The sequence below is a fragment of the Calothrix sp. NIES-2100 genome (genome assembly GCF_963875285.1).
Classification (GTDB): Bacteria; Cyanobacteriota; Cyanobacteriia; order Cyanobacteriales; family Nostocaceae; genus Aulosira.
This window is the reverse complement of sequence record NZ_CAWNLA010000001.1, coordinates 2,801,823-2,813,193: the sequence shown is the minus strand read 5'-3', so window position 1 is coordinate 2,813,193 and position 11,371 is coordinate 2,801,823. Positions and strand designations below refer to the sequence as shown.

General features: G+C 42.2%; 12 protein-coding genes. 9 read left to right on the top strand and 3 right to left on the bottom strand.

Features of this window, described 5'->3' with window-relative positions; all coding sequences use genetic code 11:
- Positions 1-16: 16 nt before the first annotated feature.
- From AACU32_RS12065 to aroF, 6 genes are all read left to right on the top strand, one after another.
- Positions 17-220: a hypothetical protein gene (locus tag AACU32_RS12065; RefSeq protein ID WP_096599782.1), complete on the top strand. Its 204-nt coding sequence runs from the start codon at positions 17-19 to the stop codon at positions 218-220.
- A 484-nt stretch (positions 221-704) separates the two neighbouring features.
- Entirely contained in the window at positions 705-1,559 is an 855-nt protein-coding gene (locus AACU32_RS12060; protein WP_096599781.1) for a cyanophycinase, read from the top strand.
- Positions 1,560-1,791: 232 nt separating this feature from the next.
- Positions 1,792-3,462, top strand: a complete 1,671-nt coding sequence (locus AACU32_RS12055) for an alpha-amylase family glycosyl hydrolase (protein WP_096599780.1) — start codon at positions 1,792-1,794, stop codon at positions 3,460-3,462.
- Between the two features lie 232 nt (positions 3,463-3,694).
- The gene (gene rpsO / locus AACU32_RS12050) at positions 3,695-3,964 is read left to right on the top strand and encodes a 30S ribosomal protein S15 (RefSeq protein ID WP_086768429.1); all 270 of its coding nucleotides are present in this window, start codon (positions 3,695-3,697) and stop codon (positions 3,962-3,964) included.
- Positions 3,965-3,975: 11 nt separating this feature from the next.
- Complete coding sequence (locus AACU32_RS12045) at positions 3,976-4,446, top strand: PAM68 family protein (RefSeq protein ID WP_096599779.1); 471 nt, start codon at positions 3,976-3,978, stop codon at positions 4,444-4,446.
- 213 nt (positions 4,447-4,659) lie between these two features.
- Positions 4,660-5,715, top strand: coding sequence for a 3-deoxy-7-phosphoheptulonate synthase (gene aroF / locus AACU32_RS12040; protein ID WP_096599778.1), 1,056 nt, complete (start codon positions 4,660-4,662; stop codon positions 5,713-5,715).
- A gap of 327 nt (positions 5,716-6,042) precedes the next feature.
- Here the strand turns inward: aroF and AACU32_RS12035 are convergent, their stop codons facing one another.
- Together AACU32_RS12035 and queA are read right to left on the bottom strand one after the other, a co-directional pair.
- On the bottom strand, positions 6,043-7,149 hold the full coding sequence (locus AACU32_RS12035; protein WP_096599777.1) for a tetratricopeptide repeat protein: 1,107 nt from the start codon (positions 7,147-7,149) through the stop codon (positions 6,043-6,045).
- A 238-nt stretch (positions 7,150-7,387) separates the two neighbouring features.
- Entirely contained in the window at positions 7,388-8,524 is a 1,137-nt protein-coding gene (gene queA, locus AACU32_RS12030; protein ID WP_096599775.1) for a tRNA preQ1(34) S-adenosylmethionine ribosyltransferase-isomerase QueA, read from the bottom strand.
- Between the two features lie 241 nt (positions 8,525-8,765).
- Between queA and AACU32_RS12025 the strand changes: the two genes are divergently transcribed.
- Positions 8,766-9,155, top strand: coding sequence for a hypothetical protein (locus AACU32_RS12025; RefSeq protein ID WP_096599774.1), 390 nt, complete (start codon positions 8,766-8,768; stop codon positions 9,153-9,155).
- Positions 9,156-9,372: 217 nt separating this feature from the next.
- On the opposite strand, the gene AACU32_RS12020 is transcribed toward AACU32_RS12025, so the two are convergent.
- Entirely contained in the window at positions 9,373-9,858 is a 486-nt protein-coding gene (locus AACU32_RS12020; RefSeq protein ID WP_096599773.1) for a YraN family protein, read from the bottom strand.
- A gap of 15 nt (positions 9,859-9,873) precedes the next feature.
- Between AACU32_RS12020 and AACU32_RS12015 the strand changes: the two genes are divergently transcribed.
- Together AACU32_RS12015 and AACU32_RS40695 are read left to right on the top strand one after the other, a co-directional pair.
- On the top strand, positions 9,874-10,383 hold the full coding sequence (locus AACU32_RS12015) for a pentapeptide repeat-containing protein (RefSeq protein WP_096599772.1): 510 nt from the start codon (positions 9,874-9,876) through the stop codon (positions 10,381-10,383).
- A gap of 193 nt (positions 10,384-10,576) precedes the next feature.
- Complete coding sequence (locus tag AACU32_RS40695; RefSeq protein WP_445223223.1) at positions 10,577-10,792, top strand: hypothetical protein; 216 nt, start codon at positions 10,577-10,579, stop codon at positions 10,790-10,792.
- The last annotated feature ends 579 nt before the right edge of the window (positions 10,793-11,371 follow it).

Here is an 11,371-nt window from a genome sequence, read left to right as displayed (position 1 = left end):
TAAGAGACAGCAAAGTATGAACAGCGCACAAGTTTCATTGAGAAATGAAGTTCGGCAACTTGCTGATCAAGCATTTCACCTCAAGTTGATTTCTGGTCATGGAGATGGAGCAGATAGCAATGAGTATCAAATTGTCTATCAAGGTAAACCCAGACATCTTCCCCTAGATCAAGCTCGTCTTTTTTTACTCAACTTGCTTTATAGAAGCCAAGTACATTAGACAATTTGAGAAAAAATCGACCTTTAAATATGCACATTTTTGTCCAAATCCTGCTCAACAAGCAAAAACTTTCTAGATTCTTGGCACTTTTCCTTATTAAGTAGATAATAAATGATTCGATAAGCCTCTAGAATAATTTTCTATAGGCTTATAAACTATCAATTTTATATGATGAAAATTAATTAAATTATCAACAAGGTGTAGAAATATAAATAAGCTTTAATCATTCAATAAAATTCGGACGCTTTAATCTTAAGTGTCAAGTAGTAATGTCCACCAAAACCAGGCTATGCTAGACATTGCCCAAACTACCTATATGTTAAAAAATTAAATATATTGATATAGTATAATTGAACTAATTAAGGATTTTTTTGATAAAACTTTAAATTTATCAGTTTAGTTATTAATCTGCCATATGGATGATTTTATAGATGTAATTGTCATGCTTTATTGAAAATACTTACATGCAATTTTAGGTGAGATCATGGTGACGACTGATGTTAAACGGCAGCTAGTGATAATTGGTGGCGCTGAAGATAAAGAAGGAGATTGTCAAATCCTGCGGGAGTTTCTGCGCCGTGCGGGAGGTACAAAGGCTCATATCGTCATTATGACAGCAGCAACAGAACTTCCTAGAGAAGTGGGAGAAAATTATATTAGAGTTTTTGAACGCTTAGGAGCAGAAAAAGTTCGGATAGTTGATACAGAAACTCGTGAAGATGCAACTTCATCAACCGCATTGGAAGCAATTAATGATGCAACTGGGATATTTTTTACAGGGGGCGACCAAGCCCGCATCACCAGCATCCTTAAGGACACTCAAATTGATGAAGCTATTCACAAAAGATTTGCTGAAGGTGTCGTTGTTGCAGGTACAAGTGCTGGCGCTGCGGTGATGCCTGACACTATGATTATCGAAGGTGATTCGGAAACAAATCCGCGAATTGAAATAGTTGATATTGGCCCTGGTATGGGCTTTTTACCAGGAGTCATCATCGATCAGCATTTTTCCCAGCGTGGTCGTCTGGGACGCTTAATTTCTGCTTTATTACAAGAACCTGCTGACTTAGGATTTGGTATTGACGAGAATACCGCTATGGTTGTTACTGATAACCAAATTGAAGTTGTTGGTGAAGGTGCAGTCACAATTGTTGATGAGTCAGACGCAACACACAACAATATTGACGAAATTTTGAAGGATGAGGCTTTGGCAATTTTCGGAGCTAAACTTCATATCTTGCCAAATGGCTATAAATTTGACCTAAAAACTCGCCAACCTATCCTCCAAAATGCCTCGATTGCAGATGCATCTGTACCTGTTGGTTCATCCAGTATCTAACTTTCAGTAGATGTCTGTTAACTAACTGGAAAGTAAATATTTATTCTTTAGTAATGTTAACCGTTTACCAGTCCCCCAACTACCGTGAAGCAAAGGAAACAAAATCCGGCTTTGCAAAAAGTTAGGGGGATTAATAACATTATCTTCACATGGCAATAAAAAATGTCCGTAGTCAGGACTTTAGTCCTGTTTTCAGTATTAATTGTAATTAAAATCCTTTAAAGTAATAAAAATGGTTAGTTTAATAGATTTTAAATTGTTTGCTCCTCGTAATAAACAAGCTAATTTAATCGGCTCATTTTCCGACTGGCAAGAAACGCCAATGGAGAAAACTGAAGATGGTTATTTTCAGACTCAATTAAATTTAGAAGATGGGATTTATCAATATAAATTTCGTGTACAAACTCAAAGTCCTAATTTTTCCCCAGATGAATGGGTAGATGTGATTGACCCTTATGCCACGGATGTTGATGAACAGCAAAAAATAGGCTTGGTTAAAATTAAAAATGGTAAAAGAATAGTTGATGATTATAGTTGGCGCTATGACGATATACCTTTACCAGAAAACGAGGCATTAGTAATATACGAAATACATGTTGCTGATTTTACTGGTGGTGAAGTTGATAGTGAAAAACGAGGACAATATCTAGATACTATTGAAAAATTAGATTATCTTCATGAATTAGGAATTAATGCAGTTGAATTAATGCCAGTTAATGAATATCCTGGCGATTATAATTGGGGTTACAAAGTACGCCATTTTTTTGCCACAGAATCTAGCTATGGGTCAACAGCAGATTTAAAGCGATTAATTGACGAGTGTCATAGTAGAGGCATTCGGGTGTTTATGGATGGAATTTATAACCATACTGATGAAGAATGCCCGTTAATGCTGATTGACAGGAATTACTGGTATTACGAAAACATGCACTACCCGGAAGATCCAGAGAATTATTGGGGTCCAGAATTTAATTACGATAACTATGACGAAAAATTAGATGTTAAACCTGCTTGGAAATACGTCGGGGATGTGGTGCGTTTTTGGACTCAAGAATATCACATTGATGGCATTCGTTTTGATGCGGTGCGTCAATTAGCTAACTTTGAATTTTTGCACTGGCTAGCCACACAAGCTAAAAAGAATGCTGTCGCTAAGCCGTTTTATAATATTGCCGAACACATTCCTGATACCAGCAAAGTCACAACACCAGAGGGTCCGCTGGATGCTTGCTGGCATGAAAGTTTTCGCTATTTTATAATTCCCCATATTTGTGGGGAAAAATTTGAATTAGATCATCTGAAGCAGGTTTTAAATCCGAGAGAGCAGGGTTATAAAACTGCTACCAACGTCATAAATTACTTGGCAACACACGATCGCGAACGTTTATTGAGAGAATTAGGTAACCGAGGTATCTTTGATCAAGCCGCATTTACACGCGCCAAATTAGCCGCTGTGCTGTTGATGACAGCAGTCGGTACACCCATGCTATGGATGGGAGAAGAGTTTGGCGAATACAAACGCAAAAGCGAAAAAGTGACTGAACCCCGGAAAATTGCTTGGTCATTGTTAGAAAACCCCGAAAATCGCGATTTATTCGAGTATTACAAAAAACTCATTGCTCTGAGGAAACATAATCGAGCTCTGCAAAGTGACAATATCGAGTTTTTCGCTGAAGATGCACAGAAAAAACTCTTAGCTTACGTCCGTTGGGATGAACGAGGTTCGCAAGTGGTAGTTGTGGTAAATTTCTCAAAGCAGAATCTCGCAGGTTATCATCTGGCAAACTTCCCAACTGCTGACCATTGGCAAGATTGGTTCACCAAAACTCCAGTAAAAGTAGGGAAAGATGGTTTGGTTGCTGACCTAGAACCCTACACAGCCAAGATATTCGTTGCTTCGTAGTCAGGACTTCAGTCCTGGATTCAGCAAGCACGCTTTGTGCTGACTACGAACTCATCAAAAATTCGGTGCTGGAAAAAGACTAAAAAACCTTTTCCCTTTTCCCCTTACCCTTTTCCCCGCCTTCCTTGGCGAACTACTACTGAAGTCAACTTGATTCACCCCATAGCTTGAGGGCTGTGATATTATTAGAGACTGCTGCATAAATTTAGAAAAACTAGAAATTAAATCGATCATGGCTCTGACGCAACAGCGCAAACAGGAACTCATTTCCAGCTATCAAGTTCACGAAACTGATACCGGCTCTGCCGATGTCCAAATTGCCATGCTCACTGAGCGCATCAACCGCCTCAGCGAACATCTCCAAGCAAATAAGAAAGACCATTCTTCTCGCAGAGGATTGTTGAAGCTAATTGGTCATCGTAAGCGTCTTCTCTCCTATGTCCAGCAAGAAAGCCGAGAAAAATATCAAGCTTTGATTGCTCGTTTGGGAATTCGTGGTTAAGGATACCGCTTATGTCTGCTGAAGAATCGGAACACAGCCCCTTACCTTTTGAACCGAATAAAAAGCGCCAAAAACCAGCAAAAGCGAAGAGTCAACCGCCAGCACAGTCCAAGGAATCTGGGCGACAAACAACTAAGCAACCACCCTTTAACAAAGAGGAAATGGCTATCCCAAAAGTGGTTAGCCAACGGATGATTCGGCGAGTAGCGGCATTTTGTGGTATACCAACAGCTTTAGGCATTTCCACATTGATTGTCAGCTATCTACTGACCATCTATACGGATATCAGACTAGCCCCCATTGCCGTGTTATTGGTAAACATGGCCTTGTTTGGTTTGGGAGTATTGGGAATTACCTATGGCGTGCTTTCTGCCTCATGGGATGAAGACAGAGTTGGCAATTGGCTAGGTGTGGCTGAATTCGGCATCAATTGGGGACGCATGGTTGATGTTTGGCGCGAAACTCGGCAAAAGAAAGTTTGATTTTTGGCGCTCAGCGATCGCAAGACTGTAATGTTGGGTAAATTTTAGAGTAAATGTTGAAGTTGAAATTTATAACTTCAACATTGCTAATTAAAAATTTATAATTATTTTATACCTTCAATATTCAGTAGCAGCACCACTGAGCGCTATATTTATCAATAATTAGAAGGTTACGCCACCAAGAAGGCAACTCAAATAATCAGGGAATTCATCATGATTGTCGTAATGAAAATCGGTTCCCCAGAGGCAGAAATCAACCGGATTAACGAAGAATTAACTGGCTGGGGGTTAACGCCGGAAAAAATTATTGGTAAACATAAAGTAGTTATTGGTTTAGTCGGTGAGACTGCCGATTTAGACCCTTTACAAATTCAGGAAGTTAGCCCTTGGATTGAGCAAGTTTTGCGGGTAGAGTTGCCTTACAAACGGGCTAGTCGTCAGTACCGCCACGGTGAAGCTTCAGAGGTGGTGGTTGATACTCCTGATGGGCCAGTTGTATTTGGTGAACATCATCCTGTAGTCGTGGTTGCTGGCCCCTGCTCCGTCGAAAATGAGGAAATGATTGTCGAGACAGCCCAGCGCGTCAAAGCATCGGGAGCAAAGTTTTTACGCGGTGGTGCATATAAACCCCGGACTTCCCCTTACGCTTTCCAAGGACATGGCGAGAGTGCTTTGGAATTATTGGCAAAGGCGAGGGAAGTCAGCGGACTAGGTGTAATTACAGAGGTGATGGATGCCGCCGACTTGGATAAAATCGCGGAAATTGCGGATATGATCCAGGTAGGCGCAAGAAATATGCAGAATTTTTCACTGCTGAAAAAAGTGGGAGCGCAATCGAAACCAGTGCTGTTGAAGCGGGGAATGGCAGCTACAATTGAAGATTGGTTGATGGCTGCTGAGTATGTTTTGGCGGCGGGAAATCCCAATGTAGTTTTATGTGAGCGCGGGATTCGCACTTTTGACAGGCAGTATACTCGCAATACTCTGGATTTATCGGTAGTGCCAGTTTTACGCAAACTGACTCACCTACCTATTATGATTGACCCCAGTCACGGTACAGGTTGGTCTGAGTTTGTTCCTTCTATGGCAATGGCCGCGATCGCAGCTGGAACTGATTCTCTCATGATTGAGGTTCACCCCAACCCGAAAAAAGCTTTGTCAGATGGCCCGCAATCCCTGACTCCTGATGCTTTCGACCACTTGATGCAAGAATTAGCCGTAGTAGGTAAGGCTGTGGGACGTTGGCAAACAGCAGTTGCTTTGGCTTAAGTGTCATTTGTCATTTGTCATTTGTCATTGGTAAAAGGTAAAGGCAAACAGGGCATTGTTTGTCCAGCTAGAATGTAGACACATCTCTACTCTGCGTCCTCTGCGTCCTCTGCGGTTGGTAAAAAATGATGATTTTAACCGCAGAGCGCACAAAGAACACAGAGGACAAAAGATAAGCATTTGCTGTTGCTAGTAAGGAATTTAGGGCTTGTGTGTACACCGTAGCCTATCCCCAAAAGGGGGGCGCGAGTCCCCCCTACTTCCTCATCCCTTTTCATGGATGGGGATGAAAATTGTTTGCTCAGGACTACCTTTCCTGTACCGGGATTAGCGCACATTCATTGATGTAGGCATAGGTTCTGCTGAAATTGGGACATTAACAGGCTCGTTTTGTGTTTCTTGAGGCTTTGCTGGTTGATTTGCCTGTTGTAGTAAGATTGACAACGCCGTGGGAGTGGATGGTTGACTGGCTTGCGCTGTCTGAGGTGCTGAAATCTGGGCAATTTGCACCATTAACTCGCCAATTTTTTCGGCTTGGGCGATGTTACCTTGGTCTTGGTATTCTTTGCGGGCACGCTTAAAGGCGCTGCTGGCTTGTTTCATCTGACCTTGATTGTATAAAGTCACCCCTAAATTGTAGAAAGCCACAGCATTTTTGGGGTTCTGACGAATAGCTTGTTGATAAACAGCGATCGCCTCAGATGTTTGGCCGTTCATCGCCATCAAGCTTCCCAAGTTGTTGTAAGTTGTGGGATTGCTAGGATCTTTTTGCAAAGCTTGTTGATAAGCAGCGATCGCTTCTGGAAGTTGACCTTGCTGTTGTAAGGCGATCGCTAAATTAAAGAAAGCATTGGCATTCTCGCCATCAAGATTAATTGCTTGCTGGTAAGCTGCGATCGCTTCCGGTATTTGTCCTTGTTCGTAAAGTGCTAACCCTAGATTATATTGGGCTGCTGCCATTGTCGGATCTACCACCAGGCTTTGACGATAAGCGGTAATCGCCGCTTCTCTTTGACCTTGTTGATGCAAAGCTAAGCCTAAATTGTAATGAGCATCCCCATAATTAGGATTTAACTTAATCGCCTCTGCATACTCTTGTACCGCAACATCTGGGCGGTTTTCCTGTAAGAGAATATTGCCCAAGTAATTTCTTGCTATTGCCAGGTTAGAGTCTCGCTGTAAGGCTTGGCGGAAGGCATCTTCTGCGCCCTGCAAGTCTTGGCGATTATAGCGCATGACTCCCTGCTGGAAAAAGCTGGCTGCGTCCAGATCCTTACTCACAACGTTCTGAGCCAAAAGCTTGCTTCCGGGTAAATTAATCATTGTTGGTGCAGCCAATACCAACAATACAACGGAAGTCGAGAGCAACTGACGGTGCAGCGCTACTTGAGACAAACTGCGGAACCACTGGTGAAGTTGATGTTGTTTAAACATGAGTGGCAGGCCTGTACTTATTGTTTAGATCCTTAAATTTAAAGTACCCACCACAATATGAAAAATTAACACTCAAACTTAAAAAGTTTAAATTCGTTAGTGAAGAAGGCAGAAGGCAGAGGGCAGAAGGCAGAGGGGCAAGGGGGATGAGGGGGATGAGGGGACAAGGGGGACAAGGAGGACAAGGGGGACAAGGGAGATAAATAAGTCATGCCCAATGCCCAATGCCCAATGCCCTTTATGGCAAAATCAGCATCGCATCGCCAAAGGAGTAGAAACGATATCGAGATGCGATCGCTTCTTGGTATATATCTAGTAATCTTTGTCTACCAATTAAAGCACTGACCAGCATTAACAAACTAGAGCGTGGCAGGTGAAAATTAGTGATTAGACCATCTACTACCCGCCATTGGTAACCAGGGTAGATAAATAAGTCGGTTTTACCACAAAATGGTTGTAAATTTCCCGATTGTGCTGCTCCTTCTAAAGCACGTACTGCTGTTGTCCCCACAGCAATAATCCGACCACCTGCTGCTTTAGTAGCCTTAATCTGCTCTACTGTTGAGGCGGGAACTTCAATCCATTCTTCATGCATTTGATGGCTAGTGACATCTTCCACTTCTACCGGGCGAAATGTGCCCACGCCAACGTGCAATGTTATAAAAGCTTGATTAATACCGCGATCGCGCAACCTTTCCAGTAATTCGGGAGTAAAGTGTAACCCTGCTGTTGGTGCGGCGATCGCGCCGGGATATTTAGCATAAACTGTCTGATACTGTTCATCGTCAGCTTCAGAGGCGGTGATATAGGGCGGTAAAGGTACTTCACCAAAGACATCCAACAATTGCAACAAAGAAACTCCCGCTGGTAAATCAAATTGCAATAACCGCCCCCCGGTTGCTTGATCTGTTTCTAGTACTGTGGCGGTGAGGGATGAGGGAGAAATGACTTCCTCATCGCCCCGGGCTGCACCTTCTTTTGGTTGAAAAATAATCTTTGCTCCCGGTTTGAAGCGTTTTCCTGGCTTGACTAAAGCCAACCAACAGTTATACTGGCGCTCCTCTAGCAATAACACCTCTATTTCCGCACCCGTAGATTTACTGCCATATAATCGAGCGGGTATAACTTTACTGTTGTTCATTATCAGTAAATCCCCTGATCTTAAAATTTCTGGCAGATCTCTGAAAATATGGTGTATACTTCGGTGATTTACCACCAGTAACCGAGAGCTATCTCTGGGAACAACTGGATTTTGGGCGATTAGTTCAGTCGGAAGTTCATAATCATACCCAGCTAATGAACAGTCTAATTCCACATTTTCTACTTGCATCTTCGAGGTTTGGTTCACATTGGTTTGTGTTGGTTGTTGCTTCATGTAGATTTAATCTGCCTTTGAGAAGACTATTTGAACTTTGCTGATTTAGGTAACTCTAGGGAATTGCTGCTCAATTTAATTCCTAGATTTTAGGTATTAATACTAATAAGTAACACGGAAACCTCAATATAAAAATTGGGTAAACCTCCCTATCTAAAAACGGGGGCTTTTACCCTACCGGAAACATGGATTTATTGAGGAATATAGATATGTAGGATTGGCTTTGATCCCAAGCACCAACATGGAATACTTGTATTACCTGGCAAATGCCAGTCTAACTCTGAGGGTTATACAATACCTGCACGGCAGACCCCAGATGCCTGTTTCTTTCGTCACCGTAATTCATCAAATAGATGGCTGGGTGGTAAGGATCAAACTCAAAGGTCAAGTTTCCCCCCAGGTTGATGGTGACTTTCGCGCTTTTCTGAGTGAATTAGGAATTAGCTACGAACCACCAATGCGGGTGCAAATGGCACTTTGGAGTTTGGAAGCAGGGCAGTGTCCTGTAGACGTGATGCGTCGCTACCAAGTAGCCATAGTTTCTCATGGTAGCCCAGAACGAGAAGAAATTGAAGCATTCCGGCAACAGTTTGTTCGCGGATTAGGCTACTGTCCCGAAACATTGGCGTGAGTTTCTTTAGCCATAAAGGAATACCACAAAATAAATTAATCCACAAGTAGGGGCACGGCATTTAAAGACTTTTGGTTATATAGATATCTTATATATGCCTTGCCCCTACAATTTGGAAACTGATTAGAAACTTGCGATCGTTGACAGTTGACGGTTGACGGTTGACGGTTGACGGTTGAACGTCTTTAAGGGTAATAATTTATTTTTTGGCGTTCTCTTAGGTGTTGTCTACTATAGAGTCGAAAGCGGCGCGAATGTATTCTTGTAGTTGAAACTCGTAACCAGCCACTAATGAACTGGCTAGAGGTTTTTGAGTAATTGTCACTTGAGAGATATTTTTGGGTATTGGCTGACAAAAGACAATAGCAACATCAAATCTACATGGGTAATCTGCCTTTTCGGGGTATTTAGCTAAAAACATTTCGGCGGTACGCCAAAGTTTTGTTTGCTTTTTGACGGTGATAGCGCTTCTTCCCCCTGCATCCCAATTACCTGAACTACGAGTTTTGACTTCCACGAATGCCAAGGTTGAGTTCTGAGTTACTCTGGCATCATCATATTGGGCAATAATATCAATTTCTCCCCAACGGCAAAAAAAACGCCGGTGGAGAATTAACCAACCTGTAGATTGCAGCCATTGTGCTACTAGGTCTTCACCTAAGTCACCAATGTCGGGATAATGAGATGCAGGAGGGTTGGTCATTGCCTAAAAATTTTTATGAATAAAAAATTAACTGTGCGGATTTGGACAAGTGTACTCAGTGTATTGCTGTGGGGATTAGTTGGCATCACAGCAATTATAGGTGTTGCGCCTACGGCTGTGGCACTGGAATACAATAAAGAAATTTTGATAGAAGCGGATTTCTCAGGCAGGGATTTAACAGACTCTAGCTTTACTAAGGCTAATCTCAAAAAGAGCAACTTCAGTAAAGCCAACTTGAGTGGTGTGAGCTTTTTTGCTGCAAATCTGGAATCAGCAAATTTGGAGGGAGCTAATCTGAGCAATGCTACTTTAGATTCGGCTCGCTTTATTAAAGCAAATTTGACTAATGCAGTGTTAGAAGGTGCTTTTGCGGCGAATGCTAAATTTGATGGGGCGATTGTTGATGGCGCAGATTTTACTGATGTGCTGTTGCGTCCAGATGAGCAAAAAAAATTATGTCAGGTTGCTAAAGGTACTAATCCCACTACAGGAAGGGATACAAGAGATACTTTGTTTTGCCCTTAAGAGATAATTTTAGGAATTCAAAGATTTAGGCGATCGCTTTTATCTCACATATAGCACCAGGTAACCTACAGAGATAGGGAAGATTTTTGCGCTAAAAATCACCTATTGGTGGGGAATTTTGCATTTGCTCAGATCCCCGACTTCTCCAAGAAGTCGGGGATCTAAATCCAATTGAGTTGCATCGCCTTGTTATATTAATACGTCGCCCTGTTATGGCATAACATCGCCCTGTTATATTAATGCATCGCCCTGTTATATTAAAACGTCGCCCTGTTATGGCATAACATCGCCCTGTTATATTAAAACGTCGCCCTGTTATGGCATAACATCGCCCTGTTATATTAAAACATCGCCTTGTTATGGCATAACATCGGCTTGTTATATTAAAACATCGCCCTGCAAAATTTAAGTTACAAAAATATACGCATATGTAGGGGCACGGCATCAGAAATTTTTCGGGACAGCAGATAATTTATTGGTGCGGTGCCCTTACGTATTGGACTTGACTCCTCAATGGCGATAATAAATAGTTTTCTCGCATACCCGAAATAACGCCCGCAGGAACCGGTAGCCTGGGGCTAGCGCTACAAAGCCCACCTTCGTGGGCTAAAGAATTCAGCCCACGAAGGTGGGCTTTGTTTGATTAGCCGCACCCTTCTAGGGTGACGGCGGGATTTCGGGATAGTGAGAGATTTAAAGGAAGCTGATTTTAATGATAAGCTGCGACGCATCTAATTTGTATATAAGATGCGTCGCATCTAATTTGTATATAAGACGCGGGCAAGATGCCCGCACTACAATTATTTTGCGTTTTTGATTTATATAATTTAGCTGCACATCAGCTTATTCCACCCTACAATTACTTTTCGCGAAAACTGCATAACCCCTCACCCCTGAGAGGTAAATATCAGGGAAGCGAGGAGAAACACCCATGAGCAGACAATTGATTGAAATTTTGTTGCGAAAACTGAAACCAACCTCAGCCAAT

What these genes read in the sequence shown, in the direction of transcription:
- AACU32_RS12065 (WP_096599782.1), top strand. Translation starts at nt 17, where the DNA reads ATGAACAGCGCACAAGTTTCATTGAGAAATGAAGTTCGGCAACTTGCT.
- AACU32_RS12060 (WP_096599781.1), top strand. Translation starts at nt 705, where the DNA reads ATGGTGACGACTGATGTTAAACGGCAGCTAGTGATAATTGGTGGCGCT.
- AACU32_RS12055 (WP_096599780.1), top strand. Translation starts at nt 1,792, where the DNA reads ATGGTTAGTTTAATAGATTTTAAATTGTTTGCTCCTCGTAATAAACAA.
- rpsO (WP_086768429.1), top strand. Translation starts at nt 3,695, where the DNA reads ATGGCTCTGACGCAACAGCGCAAACAGGAACTCATTTCCAGCTATCAA.
- AACU32_RS12045 (WP_096599779.1), top strand. Translation starts at nt 3,976, where the DNA reads ATGTCTGCTGAAGAATCGGAACACAGCCCCTTACCTTTTGAACCGAAT.
- aroF (WP_096599778.1), top strand. Translation starts at nt 4,660, where the DNA reads ATGATTGTCGTAATGAAAATCGGTTCCCCAGAGGCAGAAATCAACCGG.
- AACU32_RS12035 (WP_096599777.1), bottom strand. Translation starts at nt 7,149, where the DNA reads ATGTTTAAACAACATCAACTTCACCAGTGGTTCCGCAGTTTGTCTCAA.
- queA (WP_096599775.1), bottom strand. Translation starts at nt 8,524, where the DNA reads ATGAAGCAACAACCAACACAAACCAATGTGAACCAAACCTCGAAGATG.
- AACU32_RS12025 (WP_096599774.1), top strand. Translation starts at nt 8,766, where the DNA reads ATGGAATACTTGTATTACCTGGCAAATGCCAGTCTAACTCTGAGGGTT.
- AACU32_RS12020 (WP_096599773.1), bottom strand. Translation starts at nt 9,858, where the DNA reads ATGACCAACCCTCCTGCATCTCATTATCCCGACATTGGTGACTTAGGT.
- AACU32_RS12015 (WP_096599772.1), top strand. Translation starts at nt 9,874, where the DNA reads ATGAATAAAAAATTAACTGTGCGGATTTGGACAAGTGTACTCAGTGTA.